18 protein-coding genes are annotated in these 18,660 nt (G+C 43.5%); 9 read left to right on the top strand and 9 right to left on the bottom strand.

Annotation, left to right across the window (positions count from 1 at the left end):
- Positions 1-176 precede the first annotated feature (176 nt).
- The 5 genes from H3T84_RS01300 (at position 177) to H3T84_RS01280 (ending at position 5,413) form a co-directional block, all read left to right on the top strand.
- Positions 177-1,307 (top strand): ABC transporter ATP-binding protein, encoded by a 1,131-nt coding sequence (locus H3T84_RS01300; RefSeq protein ID WP_084547893.1) that lies wholly within the window; start codon positions 177-179, stop codon positions 1,305-1,307.
- A 19-nt stretch (positions 1,308-1,326) separates the two neighbouring features.
- On the top strand, positions 1,327-2,295 hold the full coding sequence (locus H3T84_RS01295) for an ABC transporter permease subunit (RefSeq protein ID WP_078475665.1): 969 nt from the start codon (positions 1,327-1,329) through the stop codon (positions 2,293-2,295).
- Entirely contained in the window at positions 2,288-3,169 is an 882-nt protein-coding gene (locus H3T84_RS01290; protein ID WP_084547894.1) for an ABC transporter permease subunit, read from the top strand. The genes H3T84_RS01295 and H3T84_RS01290 overlap by 8 nt, the downstream gene beginning before the upstream one ends.
- 77 nt (positions 3,170-3,246) lie before the next feature.
- Positions 3,247-4,563 (top strand): FAD-binding oxidoreductase, encoded by a 1,317-nt coding sequence (locus tag H3T84_RS01285; RefSeq protein WP_198217288.1) that lies wholly within the window; start codon positions 3,247-3,249, stop codon positions 4,561-4,563.
- A 67-nt stretch (positions 4,564-4,630) separates the two neighbouring features.
- A complete protein-coding gene (locus H3T84_RS01280; protein WP_198217286.1) occupies positions 4,631-5,413 on the top strand; it encodes a hypothetical protein in 783 nt (260 codons plus the stop codon).
- 128 nt (positions 5,414-5,541) lie between these two features.
- On the opposite strand, the gene fnr is transcribed toward H3T84_RS01280, so the two are convergent.
- Positions 5,542-6,282, bottom strand: a complete 741-nt coding sequence (fnr, locus tag H3T84_RS01275) for a fumarate/nitrate reduction transcriptional regulator Fnr (RefSeq protein ID WP_025331198.1) — start codon at positions 6,280-6,282, stop codon at positions 5,542-5,544.
- A 263-nt stretch (positions 6,283-6,545) separates the two neighbouring features.
- Between fnr and hemN the strand changes: the two genes are divergently transcribed.
- Both hemN and H3T84_RS01265 read left to right on the top strand, forming a co-directional pair.
- Complete coding sequence (gene hemN / locus H3T84_RS01270; RefSeq protein WP_198217284.1) at positions 6,546-7,931, top strand: oxygen-independent coproporphyrinogen III oxidase; 1,386 nt, start codon at positions 6,546-6,548, stop codon at positions 7,929-7,931.
- Between the two features lie 435 nt (positions 7,932-8,366).
- Entirely contained in the window at positions 8,367-8,990 is a 624-nt protein-coding gene (locus H3T84_RS01265) for a CoA pyrophosphatase (protein ID WP_198217283.1), read from the top strand.
- On the opposite strand, the gene H3T84_RS01260 is transcribed toward H3T84_RS01265, so the two are convergent.
- Both H3T84_RS01260 and folB read right to left on the bottom strand, forming a co-directional pair.
- Positions 8,987-9,607, bottom strand: a complete 621-nt coding sequence (locus H3T84_RS01260; RefSeq protein ID WP_198217281.1) for an NAD(P)H-hydrate epimerase — start codon at positions 9,605-9,607, stop codon at positions 8,987-8,989. The two genes, H3T84_RS01265 and H3T84_RS01260, sit on opposite strands and share 4 nt — an antisense overlap.
- Positions 9,608-9,640: 33 nt before the next feature.
- Positions 9,641-10,000 (bottom strand): dihydroneopterin aldolase, encoded by a 360-nt coding sequence (gene folB, locus H3T84_RS01255; RefSeq protein WP_037475789.1) that lies wholly within the window; start codon positions 9,998-10,000, stop codon positions 9,641-9,643.
- A 58-nt stretch (positions 10,001-10,058) separates the two neighbouring features.
- Here folB and plsY point away from each other — a divergent pair, with 58 nt between their 5' ends.
- Entirely contained in the window at positions 10,059-10,661 is a 603-nt protein-coding gene (gene plsY, locus H3T84_RS01250) for a glycerol-3-phosphate 1-O-acyltransferase PlsY (RefSeq protein WP_078475673.1), read from the top strand.
- 71 nt (positions 10,662-10,732) lie between these two features.
- Here plsY and H3T84_RS01245 read toward each other — a convergent pair whose 3' ends face one another.
- The 6 genes from H3T84_RS01245 to H3T84_RS01220 form a co-directional block, all read right to left on the bottom strand.
- Positions 10,733-11,407 carry a DedA family protein gene (locus H3T84_RS01245; RefSeq protein WP_084552052.1) on the bottom strand — a complete coding sequence of 225 codons (675 nt, stop codon included), beginning with the start codon at positions 11,405-11,407 and terminating at the stop codon, positions 10,733-10,735.
- A gap of 37 nt (positions 11,408-11,444) precedes the next feature.
- Positions 11,445-12,788 (bottom strand): phosphoglucosamine mutase, encoded by a 1,344-nt coding sequence (gene glmM, locus H3T84_RS01240; protein ID WP_084565496.1) that lies wholly within the window; start codon positions 12,786-12,788, stop codon positions 11,445-11,447.
- 183 nt (positions 12,789-12,971) lie between these two features.
- Entirely contained in the window at positions 12,972-13,832 is an 861-nt protein-coding gene (folP, locus tag H3T84_RS01235) for a dihydropteroate synthase (RefSeq protein ID WP_198217279.1), read from the bottom strand.
- A gap of 750 nt (positions 13,833-14,582) precedes the next feature.
- A complete protein-coding gene (ftsH, locus tag H3T84_RS01230) occupies positions 14,583-16,625 on the bottom strand; it encodes an ATP-dependent zinc metalloprotease FtsH (RefSeq protein ID WP_198217277.1) in 2,043 nt (680 codons plus the stop codon).
- Between the two features lie 86 nt (positions 16,626-16,711).
- Entirely contained in the window at positions 16,712-17,332 is a 621-nt protein-coding gene (locus H3T84_RS01225) for an RlmE family RNA methyltransferase (protein WP_041880460.1), read from the bottom strand.
- Between the two features lie 178 nt (positions 17,333-17,510).
- Positions 17,511-18,065, bottom strand: coding sequence for a hypothetical protein (locus H3T84_RS01220; protein WP_198217269.1), 555 nt, complete (start codon positions 18,063-18,065; stop codon positions 17,511-17,513).
- Between the two features lie 298 nt (positions 18,066-18,363).
- Between H3T84_RS01220 and yhbY the strand changes: the two genes are divergently transcribed.
- Positions 18,364-18,654: a ribosome assembly RNA-binding protein YhbY gene (gene yhbY / locus H3T84_RS01215; protein ID WP_041881436.1), complete on the top strand. Its 291-nt coding sequence runs from the start codon at positions 18,364-18,366 to the stop codon at positions 18,652-18,654.
- Positions 18,655-18,660 lie beyond the last annotated feature (6 nt).

Genomic DNA, 18,660 nt, shown 5'->3' with positions numbered 1-18,660 from the left:
GTGGAGAATTTAAACGTATTAACACTTAAATTTCATTGCCCCATACTAAATGCTTGCATACAATGCGTCCCCTAAAGCAGGAGCAGAATCGTTTTTGCACCGTTCTTTAAACATTACAGTAAACATCCATATGCCGAGCATTGGCTGGAACGATTTTTCTGGAGTAACCTTTAATTATGAGCGAAAACGCAACCACCAGACCCGGTGCCGATCCAGCACATTACTTACAGATTAAAGACATCGTCAAAACCTATGGCGATAATTACGCTGTAGACCATATTAATCTGACCATCAAAAAAAACGAAATATTTGCCTTGCTCGGCAGCTCCGGCAGCGGTAAATCGACTTTATTACGCATGCTCGCCGGTATGGAAACACCAACTCAGGGACAGATTATCCTTGATGGTGAAGATATTACTAAACTGCAACCCTACGACCGCCCTATCAATATGATGTTTCAGAGCTATGCCCTGTTTCCGCATATGACGGTCGAACAAAACATCGCTTTCGGACTAAAGCAGGACAAACTGCCCAAAGATGAAATCAGTGCACGGGTAGAAGAAATGCTGCGTCTGGTACAAATGAGCAAATACGCCAAACGCAAACCTCACCAGCTTTCCGGTGGTCAGCAGCAGCGTGTTGCACTGGCACGCAGTCTGGCAAAACGCCCTAAATTGCTGTTACTGGATGAACCTCTGGGCGCCTTAGACAAAAAACTGCGTCAGCAAACCCAGCTGGAACTGGTGAATACTCTCGAAAAAGTAGGCGCTACCTGTATTATGGTTACCCATGATCAGGAAGAAGCCATGACAATGGCTTCACGTATTGCCATCATGTCAGACGGACAGTTGCAACAGGTTGGCACACCTTCTGATATTTACGACTATCCGAATAGCCGCTTTACAGCTGAATTCATGGGCGAAACCAATATTCTGGAAGGCAAAGTGACTGAAGACGGTGCCGACCATACCATTATTCACTGCCCCGAAATGCAGCAACTGGTTTATCTGGGACACGGTATCAGCGGACCTGAAGATCAGAAAATCTGGCTGTCTATTCGTCCTGAAGATATCAACATCTATCGCGAGCAACCTCAGCAGGAATATAACTGGTCTGCCGGAATTGTCAAAGAAATTGCCTATCTGGGCAGCTTCGGTATTTTTCATATCCAGCTGCCTTCCGGCAAAATTATTAAAAGTCAGGTATTATCCTCATACTGGGAACAATACAGCATTCCTATGCCCACCTGGGAAGAAAAAGTTTACATCAGCTGGCCAGATAATCAGGTCAGTCCTCTGACCCATTAATTGGCGCGGGAGCTTAAACATGAACTGGTTTAACCGCCTCAAAGGCTTGCGCCCGACACAGGGACTGGTTGTCGGCATCCCTTATATCTGGCTACTGGTACTTTTCCTTATCCCGTTTTTTATCGTACTTAAAATCAGCTTTGCCGAACAGGATATTGCTATCCCGCCCTATACTCCGCTGTATCATGTAGATGCTGAAATGGGACGGGTAAATATTCTGGTCAGCTACCAGAATTATGCCGATATTTTCAATGATTTCTGGCATTCTCTCGGACAAATGTTTATTGGCAATCTAGGCGATAATATTTACCTGCTGACTTACTGGTTATCTATTAAAACCGCTTTCACTACGACACTTATCTGTTTGCTGGCAGGTTATCCGATAGCCTATGCTATCGCCCGGGCACCGGAAAAAATCCGTAACGGTCTGCTGCTTACCATTATGCTGCCTTTCTGGACATCATTTCTGCTGCGTGTATATGCATGGATGAGCCTGCTCGGCCATAACGGTATTATTAATACTTATCTGATCAAATGGGGACTCATCAACAACCCGATGAATATGCTATACAACTCATTCTCACTGAATCTGGTTATGGTATATACCTATCTGCCCTTTATGATTCTGCCTCTGTATACTCAGCTGGTAAAACTGGACAACCGCCTGCTGGAAGCCGCTGCCGATCTCGGTGCCGGCCCTATTAAAGCATTTGTTTCCATTACTCTGCCACTATCCAAAGCCGGGATTATCTCCGGTTCGATGCTGGTCTTTATTCCGGCAGTTGGTGAGTTTGTGATACCCGAACTGATAGGCGGACCAAAAAATCTGATGATTGGTAAAGTACTGTGGCAGGCTTTCTTCGATCAGAATAACTGGCCGCTGGCGTCAGCAGTGGCTGTCATTATGGTGCTGTTGCTGGTGATTCCGATTACCCTGTTCCATCGATATGAAAACCGGGAAATTGAAGAAGGAGCCAGTCATGCATAAAAACATATCATCCTGGTTTCTCAGAGTAATGCTGTTTCTGGGGCTGGCATTTTTGTACATACCCTTGGTTGTGCTGATTATCTACTCATTCAACAATTCGCGACTGGTCACTGTATGGGGAGGTTTTTCCACTCAGTGGTACAGTAAATTATTACAAAATGAACAGATACTTGATGCTGCGTGGCTTTCAGTACGCATTGCTTTGTGCTCGGCGGCAGCCGCAGTCATTCTGGGGACACTTGCCGGCTACGCATTAGCCCGCATCAAACGTTTCCGTGGTAGTACCTTGTTTGCTGGTATGGTTTCTGCACCAATGGTTATGCCGGACATCATTACCGGTTTGTCCATGCTTCTGTTAATTATTCAGGTACAGATATTGTTGCAAAACAGTGTTTTTAGCTTTCTGTATTTTGAACGCGGCTTTTTTACTATCTGGCTTGGTCATACTACCCTGTGTATGGCCTATGTAACTGTTATTATCCGCTCACGTTTGTCTGAGCTTAATCAGTCACTGGAAGAAGCAGCCAAGGATCTTGGTGCAAGACCATTAAAGGTATTTTTTCTGATTACACTGCCTTCAATTGCTCCGGCTATTGCATCCGGCTTTCTGCTGTCCATTACGCTGTCGCTGGATGATTTAGTCATTACATCATTCCTGTCCGGTCCGGGTTCTTCCACTTTGCCAATGATTATATTTTCAAAAATCAAACTGGGTCTGGATCCGCAAATGAATGTACTGGCCACCATCATCATTGCACTGGTAGGTACACTGGTTATTGGTATTAATTACTTCATGATGCGGCAAAATACCCGACGTGAACGGGAAATGGCAGAAGCCTATCGACAGAGTCAGTTACTTGAGGCTAACAAATAAAAATGCATACATGGCAGCTATCTGATTTCGGTTAGCTGCCAGTTTTTCATCTTCCTAATCAGTTTAATCATGTAACTATGTCTACCTACATACCGCCAGATACAGAACGCATTGACAGCTACTATACAGCCAGCTGTAATGACCACAGCCACTATCCAAGTTTAAAAGGTACTGTTGAAGTGGAAACCTGCATCATTGGTGGCGGACTGAGCGGAATCGGTACAGCATTGCCACTGGCACAACAGCAGCATAGCGTAGCACTTATCGAAGCCGCCCGAATCGGTTATGGCGCCTCCGGCCGTAACGGCGGTCAGGTCATTTATGGTTACGCTGCTGAAATGAGCAATCTGGCCGGCATGATCGGACTGAAAAATGCACAAACACTCTGGCAGTGGAGCCGTGAAGCTGTCACTCTGATTGAACAACAGATTCAAACCTACCAAATCAGCTGTGACTGGCAACGCGGTTACGCTCATGCAGCCATCCGTCCGCGCCAGCTGCGTGCCTTAACTGAATGGGTGAAAGAAGCTGCCGAACACTACCATTTTCATGATTATGAAGTATGGAATTCAAACCAGCTGCAACAGCAACTGGCCAGCGAACGCTATACCGGCGCGATTTTTGACCATCAGGCCGGACATTTACATCCACTAAACTACTTACTTGGACTGGCTCGTGCAGCTGCCCGTGCCGGAGCATTGCTGTTTGAACATTCCCCTATGCTTTCGCTGGAAACATGGCAGCACGGATACCGGATTACCACACCAAACGGAAATATCATTGCAAAAAACCTCGTGATTGCCGTCAATGCCTTTACCCGCAGCCTCCGGCAGGCACCTATAAAGGCACTCGAAGCCAAAATCCTGCCGGTAGGTACATACATGATTGCAACCCAGCCGCTTGGGGAACGTGGTCAGCAACTCATCAAAAATAACATGGCAGTATGTGATACCCGTTTTGTACTTGATTATTATCGCCTGAGTGCAGACAAACGTCTGTTATTCGGAGGTAAAGTGAATTATTCCGGTCGTGAACCCGGCCGGCAGCAACTCATTCAGAGTATGCGCCGTGATATGCTTAAAGTATTTCCACAGCTGGCTGATGCAGAAATTGATTATGCCTGGGGTGGTCTGGTTGATATCAGCATGAACCGCCTGCCCCATTTCGGGCGTCTTAACCCGCAACTCTATTTTTTACAAGGATTTTCAGGACATGGCGTGGCTGCTGCCGGTATGGGCGGGCAAATTATTGCTGAGGCAATCAGCGGCGATGACAGCCGCCTGTGCATGTTTGAAAAAATTATACATCACAACTTTCCCGGTGGCAGTTTACTGCGCCTTCCCATACAATGGGCAGGAACAGGTTATTACCGTCTAAAAGATTTATTACCTTAATTTTAAGAGTTATAAACTTAACTATAGTACAATCAATACCCGTTTTTGAATTCAAGCAACAGGCTTCATGACCGCTTCCGACTCTTCTGCCTTTTATCAGCATGCATTACAACAGTGCCTGCTCATACAAACCGGCCTGATGCAAAGCCATATACTGACTAACGGCGAAAAAGTATGGGTACGGCAAGCTGGTGCACGCAATAGTGCCTGGCGCTATCACTTATTAAAAATAGCTCAGAAAATAAGTGGTATTCACATGCTGCAACCTGTACCCAATTTGGGCGGAATACCTGCACTGCAAACCGAAGCATCCCGTCTGCGGGCTCTGGCCTCAGCAGGAGTGCGGGTTCCTGCCATTCTGGCGCAACAACCGGATGCTCTGATGATTAGTCATATTGGCAATCACAATCTAGAAAAAGAATGGAAACACTGTAAGCATCAGCCTGAACTTCTATTGCAACGCTGGCAGCTTGGTCTTAACGCCATCGAAGATGTACATAAACGCAAGCAATACCTGAGTGAAACTTTTGCGCGCAATATGATTTACATTAATCAGGACAGCATAGGCTTTATCGATTTCGAAGATGATCCTTTATCCGCGATGACATTAACGCAATGCCATTCCCGCGACTGGCTATGCTATCTGCACTCAGGTGCACGTTTAATGCAGGAATTCGGCGTAACTATTCAGGCTAAAGAATTATGGCATAGCGTACTGCATAATCAACCTGATGAAGTAAGCAGTATTGTCAACAAAAGCTTACATAAAATCCGCTGGATGCGTCATCTAAAGGCTAAATTTTATGGTAAAGATACACTTAAGCTTGCCGCGATGGCCAGATACGCCTGAAATAAGCCCGGCTAACGCACAATCATGATCGATATTGCAAACTCAGGTATATAAAATAATTTTTCTCATCAAGCAAAAAAGCTGTAGCAACAATAACATGCTACAGCTTTTTTAAGCATTAACTGAATTCAGCTTGCAGCCCGCTGACAATGCATCACCATTTTCTGCAACATCCATGGTTCTAATAACTGAATATGCTTGTGCTCAACTTTTATCCAGCCTTCATGCTGAAATTTAGACAAAGTACGGCTTACTGTTTCCAGCTTTAGCCCCAGATAGCTGCCAATTTCTTCACGTGACATACGCAAAATAAAATCATTTGCAGCAAAACCACGAAAACTCAGACGATGAGATAAATTCACCAGAAACGCAGCCAGACGCTCTTCTGCACGCATATTACCCAGCATCAGCATCAGCTCCTGAGTACGCAGAATTTCCTGACTCATCAGACGATAAAAATGTATTTGTAATGAAGGCAAAATATTACCGGCATCTTCCATATTAGTGAATGGTAGCTCACATACCTCACTATCTTCCAGAGCTACTGCATCACAGCCATGAACATTATGACAAATACCGTCCAGCCCCAACAATTCACCTGACATAAAAAAACCAGTTACCTGATCTCGTCCGTCCCGGCTATTAACCATGGTTTTAAAAAAACCGGTTCGTATGGCAAATATTGCATCAAACGGTTCACCGGCACGAAACAGATACTCCCCTTTTTTTAAACGACGACTCTGACGAATAATCGCTCCTAAATCGGTTAGTTCCCGCTCTTTAAGCATTACCGGCATACAGAGAATATGCAAAGAACATTTTTCGCATAATTTCTGTACTATTTCACCCTGTTTATACAATCTAATCATAATATATTTAATAATTACTGATTACACTTTGCCCAGAACATCATATAAAAAACATATTGATATAAATCAATTTTTTAAAAACTATCCAATATAGTATTGTTATAGACAAAGTGAATTGAATTTCCTTCAGACCCTGATTTAATAAAAAAATTGGCTTATTATGTTTTCACTGCTTTACTTTACTGCCGGATGTATTCTACCATAAATAGTTATCACTCCTATCTATTTCACCAGACCAACACAAGAATAACCATCATTATCCAATGAACACACCACGCATCAACATAGAATTCGACCGTACCCTTATTGCTTCCTTACCGTCTTCCGGCCCGCGTTATACTTCCTACCCTACAGCAGACCGTTTTAATACTTCATTCACCGCAACTCAGTTACAAACTGCTTTACAGCAAAATATTGGTGACAAACCAGTCTCCCTGTACGTACATGTGCCTTTCTGTAATACCATCTGTTACTATTGCGGCTGTAATAAAATTATTACCAAAGATACCAGCCGTGCCGATATATATATCCGGTATCTGGATAAAGAAATGGCACTGCTGGCAAAAAACTGGCAGAGTAAACCGCTGCTGGCACAATTACATTTCGGCGGCGGTACACCAACCTTTCTGAATGATGACCAGCTCAGTCATATCTTTGCCAGTATCAGCCGCTACTTTACCCTGTCAGAACAGGGTGAATATTCAATTGAAATCGACCCGCGTAAAGTGACAGCTGAAACTGTAGCTCATCTGGGCAGACTCGGTTTTAACCGGATGAGCGTCGGTATTCAGGATTTCAATCCGGCGGTACAACAGGCCGTTAACCGCATCCAGAGCGAAGCTGAAACCCGGACAGTTATTGAGGCAGCCAGAGCTAATGGTTTTCACTCTGTCAGTGTCGACTTAATCTATGGCTTACCGCACCAGACTGAAGCCTCTATGCGCTGCACACTGGATCACGTACTGACTCTGCAGCCGGATCGCATTGCCATGTATCACTATGCACATCTGCCACATCTGTTCAAACCACAGCGGCGTATTGATACATCAGCCGTACCCGACAGCAGTGTTAAACTGGATATTCTGCAAAACACCGTTCAATATCTGTTACAGCAGGGCTATATCTTCATCGGCATGGATCATTTTGCCAAACCTGATGACGAACTGGCCATTGCCTTATCTGAAGGCCGCCTGCAACGCAATTTTCAGGGTTATTCAACCCATGCAGACTGTGACTTAATCGCCATCGGCGTATCCAGCATCGGCAAAATCAACAATATCTACAGCCAGAATGAAAAAGAACTGTCTGCCTACTATCAGGCTCTGGATGAAAACCGCCTGCCGGTTATGCGCGGCTACCAGCTTAATGCAGACGACTTACTGCGCCGGCGTGTAATTCAGGATTTAATGTGCCGCTTCCAGCTTAATTACCCTGATTATAGCCATGCCATGCAGCAGCCTTTTCAAACATACTTTGCTGCTGAGCAGACTGATTTACAGCATCTGCAACAGCTTGGCTTGCTCAATCTTAGTGAGCAGAATTTACAGGTTACACCCAAAGGGAGGCTGCTGATTCGCAATATCGCCATGGTATTTGACTACTATTTGCGTCAGAAGCGCACCGAAGCCCAGTATTCGCGTACATTATAATAATCAAACCGCAACAGTTACCATCGTTTTATCAGCAAGATAAATAACGTTGCCAAAATTAATAAATACTTCAACTGTCCGTCATCGCCATTTACTTAACTGCAAACCAATTTTACTGTTTAAAATTAAACCAGTTCCCACGGTAAATCACACCGTTTATGAACTGGTTTTAATTTTTCTCATTACGCAATTGCTGAGCAGCCCAACGTAAATCATATTGCCAGGTATAAAGCATACTTCCAGATGCTTTCAACTCCTGCTCATATTTATTTACTGACATCCTTAGCCAGCCAACTCCGCCTAAGTACTTCAGTGCTTCAATCACCCTCTGGTAACCACTGGTTAATCCTCTTTATAATTATTCTGGTCATTTATGCCTGAACGATATATAAATTACTTAGTATCCTGAAAAAAGAACAGTCTGGCATCATTGAAATGTTTACTACACCTGATAAGCTGAAACAGTTTTTACATTACACATGCACTAGTACACTGCCTACTATACTTAATCAGCGCCAGGATGCATTACAGCATCTGCCCGTTAATTTTCGCTGCGCTGCGATACTGATACCTGTTGACTGGAATCATGGTAACGCGCAAATCTGGCTCACTCAGCGCAGTCAGCAACTACGCCAGCACCGCGGACAAATCGCTTTTCCCGGCGGCAAACTGGAAAATAATGAAAGCAGTATCAATGCAGCATTTCGCGAAAGCGAAGAAGAAACCAGACTAATCCGTAATCAGTGGCGGCTGGTCGGAACCTTACCCCAATGCTATCTGCCTAGCGGTTTCAAAGTTGTTCCTGTTCTGGCCTGGACCAATTCATCTCTGCACTGGCAGCTCAACCCGTCAGAAGTCAGCGAAATATTCCCTGTACCCTTACCTGTTGTTCTGGATAGCGGGCTATACCAGCATAGTATTACTCAATATCAGCATCTTAAGCTTAAGGTTTATCATTTACACTATCAGAACCGGCATATCTGGGGAGCGACTGCATGCATGCTATTACACCTGGCTCAATGCTATCAGGTATGGAGCAGGCAAAACCATCAACACTAATCCAGTAAATCAACACGTACTATTTCTCCGCATAACTGTCTTACCTGCTCCAGACAATGTGCCGGTTTCAGGGCCTGAAAAGCATAAGTAAGCTGAGCCTGAAAACTTCCGGCAGCTATTTCTTCGCCATCTCCAGCCACACCACTGGGCATATCCAGTGCCACCTTAAACACATCTGCCTGAGAAACTGCATCAAAACAACGTGCAATAGCCTGAGGCAACTCACCATGGAAACCAGTACCATAAACAGCATCCACAACCAGATGCACAGACGGCAGCACAGTATGCAATTGCGAAACATTAATACAATCTACAGTAACCGGCAGACATTTCCGGTTGGCTTCTGCAAGAGCTGATAATTGCTGTCCTTGTAAAAACATAATCGTTACCGGCCAGCCATGTAAAGACAACACTCGGGCTAATACCAGCCCATCACCTGCATTATTCCCTTTACCACACAATATCAGTGTATGCTGCGAGGAACGAAACCGACATAATAAATCCTTTGCTGCACGACTTCCTGCATGTTCCATCATTCGGGCATAACTCAAACCTTCACGGTTCTGTGTATCCTCCCATGCTTTCATCTGTGCCACAGTCCAGACCGGCGTAGTCATATCGTATCCTTTAGTAGGAAAAACAGATTATTATCATACTTGGGTATTCCGGCGTTCAATCTGTACGCCCACTTCCTTAATACCAGCAAGAATACCCGGCTTCACCACTTTCACCCGCACCCATAATGCCCTGTAACGGTTCAATATAAACTGAGCCACATACTCTGCCAGTGCTTCCAGTAACAAAAATTCCTGTTCAGCAAGTGTCTCACGCAAATCATCAGCCACTCTGGCATAGTGAATCGTATCGTCAATATTATCGCTTTGCGCCGCCTGCTGAAAATCTGTACCAATATCCACATCCAGCAACAGTGTTTGCTGTTGTTGCCGCTCCCACTGATATACCCCAATCAGCGTCTGCGCAGTCATACCGTGTAAAAAGATAGTATCCATGTCCAACCTACTGAGCTAAAATGCAAACCCTCAGATTGTAGACTAAAGAAACCGCTTTATGGTCAATTACCTTGCAATTATCGGTGCCTATTTACTGGGCTCTCTGTCTTTTGCCGTTATTGTTTCACGCTGTATGGGTATGCCCGACCCGCACAGCTATGGTTCCGGCAATCCCGGTGCTACCAATGTTTTGCGTACAGGCAAAAAAAGCGCCGCTGCTCTTACACTGCTAGGCGATGCACTCAAAGGCTGGCTGGCCGTCTGGCTGGCAAAACACTATCAGACGGTCTGGCAACTGGACAGCAATACCATTGCCATCATTGCCGTAGTTGTTCTCATTGGCCACATGTGGCCGGTATTTTTCAAATTTAAAGGTGGTAAAGGCGTAGCTACTGCACTGGGTGTACTCCTGGCTTTATCATGGCCTACTGCACTTATTTGTGCAGCAGTATGGCTGATTATGGCCTTTGGTTTCAAAGTATCTTCACTGGCCGCATTAATAGCTACTCTGATCAGCCCGTTTGCTGCCTGGTGGTTTATGCCTCAGTTAAGCTGGGTAATTGCTGTTATAGTGATTGATATACTGGTTCTTTACCGGCATAAAAGCAATATCAAAAACCTGTTCAGCGGTCGTGAAGGTAAAATCGGCGAAACTAAATAATAAATTAACATAGCGACCATAAATAAAAAAAGACAGTTTTCTCAACTGTCTTTTTCTTTATTTCCGGCGTATTACTTCAAATTTTGTTTTTGCTGCTTACGATTGCGCCTGCGCTGACGAATTTCAGCAATTTTACGTTTAAAAAACTGGATACGCTGACGCTTTTTCCACCAGTAATAGACTAGTGCCAGTGCACCAACGCCAATCACAACATACACAACTGCCTGGAACTGATGCACCTTATGCATCAGCCAGTCAATATTTTCCGCACCATATTCACCCAGATACACCCACACGGGTACTGAAATCATTGCAGCTAGACCATCCATCAGCAAAAATTTCGGTATAGAAACTTTCCCGCTGATCCCGGCGGTAATATAAATCGGGGTACGCAAACCCGGCAGAAAACGGGCTATAAATAATACCCAGCTACCATATTTATCAAATTTATCCTGTACCTGGGCATAGCGCCTGGGCGTCATTACCCGCTGAACAAAACGAAATTTCAGAATACGATGACCAAATACGCGTCCGGCACTAAACATCATACCATCGCCTACCAGAACACCAGCCATACCTACCATAAACATGGTATGTACATGCGCATGTCCCAGTCCGGCTATAACACCACCGGCAACCAGCGTTACGTCTTCCGGTATTGGCACACCAAAGCCGCAGGCGACCAATACCAGAAATACCGCTGCATAGCCATACTCAGTAAAAAAAGCTTCCAGCAATGCAAACATAAAATGCCCGTTCTTTTTTTATTCCTGTCAGACAGATTTATTCTGCCAAACCCGACTTAATTGCATTGGCAATTTTTTCAGCTGCCTGACGCGCAACTTCAGTCTGACGAGCTTCTACCATAACCCGCACCACCGGTTCTGTTCCTGACGGGCGAAGTACCACACGTCCATTATCTCCGAGCTGTTTTATCACCTCATCAGCTACCGGCGCCGCAATACTCTGCCAGTCCTGATCAGGCTCAATATGAACATTAATCATAGTTTGCGGAAAAGGCTGCCAGTCAGTAAGTATACTGGCTAAATCCTGCTGTAAAACCTGTAAGGCTGCAAAGACCTGTAAAGCTGCAATAATTCCGTCACCAGTATTATGCTTATCCAGACAAACTATATGACCGGAAGCTTCTCCTCCCAGTGACCACTGATGCTGATGCAGCTGTTCCAGAACATAACGGTCACCTACTTTAGCGCGGACAAAATCAATGCCCAGCCGCTTAAACGCCAGCTCCATAGCAAGATTGGTCATAACCGTCCCCACTACACCGCCATCCAGACAGCCTGCTGCAGCACGAGCTTTGGCAATTACATAAATGAGCGTATCCCCATCATAGACTTTGCCGAATTTATCCACCATCATCAGCCTGTCGCCGTCACCATCCAGCGCAATACCATAATCGGCTTCATTCTGTAATACTGCTGCCTGTAGTGACTTAGTATATGTTGCCCCGATTTTCTGATTGATATTATAACCATCCGGCTGATCGCCGATGCAGACCACATCTGCACCCAGCTCATGAAATACCTTAGGTGCCACAGCATAGGCCGCACCATTTGCCGTATCTACCACCAGCTTCAAACCACGCAAATTCAAATGATTCGGAAAAGTAGATTTACAAAACTCAATATAACGGTCAACAGCACCATTTATGCGCCGCGCACGACCAAGCTCGCTGGAGGGTACAGTTTTTACCGGCTTTTCCAGCTCTGCTTCAATTTCCAGCTCCAGAATATCACTTAACTTGACTCCGCCCTCTGCAAAAAATTTAATACCATTATCATGATAAGCATTATGTGAAGCAGATATCATCACCCCACAATCCAGACGCAGTGCACGGGTTAAATAAGCCACACCCGGTGTAGGTAATGGTCCGGTAAGCAGTACATTTACCCCTGCTGCTGTAAAGCCCGCTTCCATTGCTGCTTCCAACATATAACCGGAAATTCTTGTATCTTTACCAATCAGCACAGTAGGCTGATGATCAGTTCCATGTTGTACCAATACATGTCCGGCAGCATACGCTAATTTCAGTACAAATTCGGGGGTTACCGGAAACTTACCAACTTCACCACGCACCCCGTCTGTACCAAAATATTTTTTTGCCATCACCTGCTCCGACCGATTAATTTAAGACTATTATTGTAGAACAGGCATAGCTGTTCAGTCAGTAAATAAAATGTTATTTGAAAACTATCCGGTTCACAATAAATCTGAATCCTATTAAATTCCACTTAGATTACATAATAAAAACCGCAGCCCGCGTCTGCTGACAATCTGCAACCTATCTTATTAAATACTTCCGCCCAAGGCCGCCCATACCTGTAAACCCTGACATGTTTCACGTACATCATGTACCCGTATAATTGCTGCACCACGTGCCACGGCTGCTACTGCAGCCACCACACTTCCGACAACCCGTTGTCTTGGTTCAGTTTCATCAGTCAGTAAACCAATCATAGTTTTACGTGATACCCCAATCAGTACCGGACAACCGGCGGCCGCATGCCAGTCTGCAAAGTGCTGCATTAATGCAATATTATGCTGAAGACTCTTACCAAAACCAAAACCCGGATCTATTGTCAGACGCGAACGTTCAATCCCAGCCTGATTACACACAGATACCCGTTGCTGCAAATACTGACCAACTTCAGTAACTACATCCTGATATTCAGGATTATGCTGCATATTTTCCGGCTGTCCCTGCATATGCATCAGACACACACCAATATTTTGCTGCTGCGCAAGTAAATCCACTGCACCAGTATCTTCCAGTGCCTGAATATCATTTATTCCGTCAGCCAGCTGCTGCTCAAGTAACTGACGCATTACCCAAGTGCGGCGTGTATCGACAGTTAATGGTACATTCCAGGTAACCAACTCTCTTAATACTAGCTCAATACGCTTCCACTCATCCTGGGGTGAAACAAAATTAGATCCGGGACGGGAGCTCTCTCCGCCAATATCCAGAATATCTGCCCCATCCTTTAATAACTGTTCCGCATGCTTTAATGCCAGAGTCAGAGCAGTACTGTAACTTCCGCCATCTGAAAATGAATCCGGCGTTAAATTGACGATTCCCATAATTTTCGGCTGCGCCAAATCAATTTGAAAGCGCCCGCACTGCCAGTAATTTTGACCAGAATTATCCATACTTAATCATAATCCCTTAACATTTATCAAATAATCATACAGTCTGTATTTGTGGTTAAACCAATAATACTAACAATAAATTCTGATTAGCCAAATAAAGTTATTTCTCTTCGCATCTCGATTTTTTTATTCGCAAAGTACAAATTCAGACTCACTGAAAATAACAAAAACATAAAATCTATTAAAAATCATTGCAAATCAAAAAATATTGAAATTAACAAAGATATATATTGAACTACAACCAGAATTGCTATCAGAACTAAGACAGAATACCTTGATGTAAAATAAATTGATAAATCTCAAGATTTAAATATCCTGTCATTATCTGAGTTATATAAATAATCCGGACTCAATGTAAGCATCATAATTGCTCTGATTTCACATTTATAACTGATAATAATGGAGAAATATTCAATTTATAAATTCACCTATTTTAAAGCCAGCCAAATTAATTAATGAAAGAATATTTGCCTCATAGGAAATATTGATTTACTACTTTCATGAATGAACCGTTTGGCTGAATTTATCACACCAGCTTTTACCAGTATTTTATCATTTACATAATACAGAATCTTCCTGACTTAAATTACCATGCTTTTCAACAATTCAGATAAACCAAAATAGCATATACCTATATACCAGAATAACTATTTTCAGTATTACTATTATATTTTGTGCCTCTTATTTTCAGATAAAACATAGAAAAAACGGCAGCTATTGCTGCCGTTAAAAATCATATAACTACATTAATTAGTCCTGTGATTTCTGTTCAGGTGCAGATGCTTTAGATTCAGTATTATCTGCATCCTCAGCCACAGCATCAGCTTTAGTTTCGGATTGAGTTGCTCCATCCGCTTTAGCGCCTGTTTCGGTTTCAGCTACCGCATCAGTCTTAGCTTCAGTTTCAGTCTCAGCTAACGGCTGCTCAGTATCACCATCCTCAACTATATTTTCACTGAAATCTTTTGGCGGACTAGGCTGCTTACCGGCCATAATTTCCAGCACCTGATCACGGTCAATGGTTTCCCATTCAATCAGAGCCTTAGCCATGGTATGCATCTTATCGCGATTCTCATCCAGAATTTTATAAGCAATTTCATACTGCTCATCAAGGATGCGACGTACTTCAGCATCTACTTCCTGCATGGTTTTTTCAGAAATATTTTTCGATTGCGTTACAGAGCGCCCGAGAAACACTTCATTTTCATTTTCACCATATACTACAGGTCCCATTTTTTTGGACATACCATAACGGGTTACCATATCACGCGCAATCTGAGTAGCACGTTCAAAGTCATTAGAAGCGCCAGTAGACACACGACCAATAAACAACTGTTCAGCTATACGACCACCAAACAGAATTGAAATCTGATTAAGCATCTGATCTTCATACATACTGATGCGGTCACGTTCCGGCAGCTGCCAAGTCAGACCAAGAGCACGCCCGCGGGGCATAATCGTTACTTTATGTACCGGATCTGTAAAATCCAGTGTCTCAGCAACAACAGCGTGACCTGATTCATGATAAGCTGTGGCTTTTTTCTCATCCTCATGCATAACCATGGAACGGCGCTCAGGACCCATGTAAATCTTATCTTTAGCATCTTCAAAGTCACTCATGTCTACTTTGGTCTTATTCCGACGACCTGCAAACAGAGCAGCCTCATTTACTAGATTGGCTAGATCAGCGCCGGAAAAACCCGGAGTACCACGTGCCAGCACAGGTAAATCCACTGATTTATCCAGAGGCACTTTAGCAGCATGTACTTTCAGAATCTGTTCACGTCCACGGATATCCGGTAACGGTACCACTACCTGACGGTCAAAACGGCCTGGTCGCATCAGAGCAGGATCAAGCACATCCGGACGGTTAGTTGCCGCAATCACAATAACTGTTGTATTGCTTTCAAAACCATCCATCTCCACAAGCAACTGATTCAGTGTTTGCTCACGTTCATCATTACCGCCACCCAAACCAGCACCACGCTGGCGGCCTACCGCATCAATTTCATCGATAAAAATCAGACAGGGAGCATTCTTTTTTGCCTGCTCAAACATATCGCGAACACGCGATGCACCCACACCAACAAACATCTCTACAAAATCGGAACCGGAAATACTGAAAAACGGCACCTGAGCTTCGCCGGCAATTGCTTTTGCCAGTAATGTTTTACCTGTACCCGGTCTGCCACACATCAGAATACCGCGCGGTACGCGTCCGCCAAGCGTCTGATAACGCTGTGGTGCCCGCAGATAATCCACAATTTCCTGCACTTCTTCCTTAGCCTCATCACAACCAGCTACATCAGCAAAGGTTGTTTTATTAGACTCTTTATCCAGTAATCGGGCACGGCTTTTACCAAAAGAAAAGGCACCACCCTTGCCTCCGCCGCCTTGTGTGGAGCGCATGAAATAAAAAAATACACCAATCAGCAACAGTATAGGTAATATGCTGATAAACATATTAGTCAAAATACCCGGTTTTTCTTCCGGAATCACATTAACCCGAATATTTTTCGCTATCAGATTACTAACAAAATTATTTTCCAGCGGTGTCGGTGCATTGGTAATGAAAGAAGATTTATCATGACGCTGGCCCTTCAGCTGCAGACCATTAATCACTGAACCTTCAATATTTACACTGGCAATCTCACCCTTGTTAACCTGCTGAATAAACTGAGAGTATTCAATTTGCTGTTTACTCTCTTTTTTCTCAGTAATGGCATTGAATGCGGCCATTAATACTAACGCCAGCACCAGCCAGACCAAAAGATTCTTTACGGTATTCCGCACTGTCAGAAACTCCTAAGGAGGTTAATTAATTGTTGTTCAGAATAGTTAATATAGCCAACTTCTTCATATAGCATTGGCTATAACTACTATTTTTTACCGCGACCAAGCAAATAAATTTCGCTCGAGCGGTCACGGGATGCTTTCGGCTTGCGAACCATTACCTGAGCAAAACAATCCTTCATAGCCTGCTGAAACTCTTGCAGACCTGCTCCCTGAAACACCTTCACCAGAAAATCACCACCCGGTTTGAGATGTGCCTGAGCAAACTCCAGACCCAATTCTGCCAGATAAAAACTGCGTGCCTGATCAGTAATGTTATTGCCAGACATATTGGGTGCCATATCACAAATTACAAGATCCAGTTCACAACCATCCAGCAAAGTTTCAAACTTTGCCAGCACGTCATTCTCGCGAAAATCACCCTGAATAAAACGTACACCCGTCACTGGTTCCATAGGCAGAATATCCAGTGCAAATACCTGTCCTGCCGCACCAGCTAGCCTGGCCGCAACCTGCGACCAGCTACCCGGAGCACTGCCAAGGTCAGCCACTACCGCACCCGGTCGTATCAGATGATCCTTATCATTGATTTCCAGCAACTTATAGGCTGCGCGTGCACGGTAGCCTTCTTTCTGAGCCAGATGAACATAATGATCGTTAACATGCTCGTTGAGCCATGCACTGGAAGATTTAGAGCGAACACCCATGATGCAAATTCTTGAAAAAATCACCACATTGTATCGTGAAATTGATACAGAATACAGCATTTCCCCTTATATAAAAGATAAATTCATCAGCATAAATAATTTTATCCACCGGCTATACTTAGCAATTAATCAGACCTGTCTCTCTCAGATTTTATTCCAAATCTTTTTTTAGTGTAAGTTACTCATCTGAATAGATTGACATAGTGAAACACCAGCGCACATATCTGATAAATTGTTTCATTAGCTGCACCAGAATAAAAGCTATAAGAGCGCATAGCGGCAGATAAGCAGGGGTTTCAATTCTGGTACTCAATGGCATGATAGTATCGGCCGTAGCAACATATGTTGCCCATGTATTTCTATCATTTTCCAGGTCAATAGTTTCAATCTCAATCAATTGAAGCTGTGGCTCCTCTTTAAGTACCTTATAACTGAAGGAATAATTACCATCTGATGATTTATCCCGCCCACTGGGGAATTTGGCCAGAAATGACGTATTTTCCGGTTTAAAATCTCTATTAGTACTATAATTTACCTGAGTAAAAGTACCATCAGACTGAAATACCGCAACTTCAAAAGGATAATGAGATTGGTTTTTGATGCTGCTTCTAGTATATATATGCGACACTAAATGCAGACAAACCACGCACAACCCAAGCCCTGCAACTAATCTGAAAATAAAGGTATCCAGAACTCTCAGTATGCCAAGGCCCAAAATCTGCGAAAATTTCATAATTATAATGACTTAACGAAAAAGATATTAATTTTTGCTAACTAATTAAAATAGAATAAATATTACCAACAATAAACAAATATCACAGAAATTAAATATACCTGAATGTTTTATAAATTACTATTTTAATTAAAATAAGAAATACCTTATTAATATACTGATTTTGAATTTTTATTTTCAATGCAGATATACAGACCCTCTCAACTATAAAAAATCGTCTGTCTCATTTAAAATAGCTTAACTCTGAACCTAACTTGAATAACAGGCTAATCAGATCGTAATTAATCCGGAAAGTAAAATGGCAACAGATAAATTAAACAGTAAAGAAAAAATGGCATTAAAAGCTCGTGCACATCAATTACATGCAGTAGTACTGATTGGTCAGCACGGACTGACTACTGAAGTAATCACCGAAACCAATCGTAATCTTGATGCACATGAACTGATTAAAGTACAGGTAGCAGGTGACGATCGTGCAGCGCGTATAGCCATTGCAGAAGAACTATGTAAAGCTACTCATGCCGAATTAATTCAGCATATTGGCAAACAACTAATATTATTCCGCCGCAAAGAGAATCCGGCAGAATAAATAAAA

It is taken from the genome of Snodgrassella sp. M0110 (genome assembly GCF_016101465.1).
In the GTDB taxonomy this organism is placed as follows: Bacteria; Pseudomonadota; Gammaproteobacteria; order Burkholderiales; family Neisseriaceae; genus Snodgrassella; species Snodgrassella alvi.
Note: the sequence above shows the minus strand (reverse complement) of the source record. Positions and strands in the feature narration are given on the sequence as shown.

Coding starts and splice junctions, on each gene's coding strand:
- H3T84_RS01265 (WP_198217283.1), top strand. CDS start 8,367: ATGTTTACTACACCTGATAAGCTGAAACAGTTTTTACATTACACATGC.
- folB (WP_037475789.1), bottom strand. CDS start 10,000: ATGGATACTATCTTTTTACACGGTATGACTGCGCAGACGCTGATTGGG.
- hemN (WP_198217284.1), top strand. CDS start 6,546: ATGAACACACCACGCATCAACATAGAATTCGACCGTACCCTTATTGCT.
- glmM (WP_084565496.1), bottom strand. CDS start 12,788: ATGGCAAAAAAATATTTTGGTACAGACGGGGTGCGTGGTGAAGTTGGT.
- yhbY (WP_041881436.1), top strand. CDS start 18,364: ATGGCAACAGATAAATTAAACAGTAAAGAAAAAATGGCATTAAAAGCT.
- H3T84_RS01220 (WP_198217269.1), bottom strand. CDS start 18,065: ATGAAATTTTCGCAGATTTTGGGCCTTGGCATACTGAGAGTTCTGGAT.
- fnr (WP_025331198.1), bottom strand. CDS start 6,282: ATGATTAGATTGTATAAACAGGGTGAAATAGTACAGAAATTATGCGAA.
- H3T84_RS01225 (WP_041880460.1), bottom strand. CDS start 17,332: ATGGGTGTTCGCTCTAAATCTTCCAGTGCATGGCTCAACGAGCATGTT.
- H3T84_RS01295 (WP_078475665.1), top strand. CDS start 1,327: ATGAACTGGTTTAACCGCCTCAAAGGCTTGCGCCCGACACAGGGACTG.
- folP (WP_198217279.1), bottom strand. CDS start 13,832: ATGGATAATTCTGGTCAAAATTACTGGCAGTGCGGGCGCTTTCAAATT.
- H3T84_RS01285 (WP_198217288.1), top strand. CDS start 3,247: ATGTCTACCTACATACCGCCAGATACAGAACGCATTGACAGCTACTAT.
- H3T84_RS01290 (WP_084547894.1), top strand. CDS start 2,288: ATGCATAAAAACATATCATCCTGGTTTCTCAGAGTAATGCTGTTTCTG.
- H3T84_RS01280 (WP_198217286.1), top strand. CDS start 4,631: ATGACCGCTTCCGACTCTTCTGCCTTTTATCAGCATGCATTACAACAG.
- H3T84_RS01245 (WP_084552052.1), bottom strand. CDS start 11,407: ATGTTTGCATTGCTGGAAGCTTTTTTTACTGAGTATGGCTATGCAGCG.
- H3T84_RS01300 (WP_084547893.1), top strand. CDS start 177: ATGAGCGAAAACGCAACCACCAGACCCGGTGCCGATCCAGCACATTAC.
- H3T84_RS01260 (WP_198217281.1), bottom strand. CDS start 9,607: ATGACTACGCCGGTCTGGACTGTGGCACAGATGAAAGCATGGGAGGAT.
- plsY (WP_078475673.1), top strand. CDS start 10,059: ATGGTCAATTACCTTGCAATTATCGGTGCCTATTTACTGGGCTCTCTG.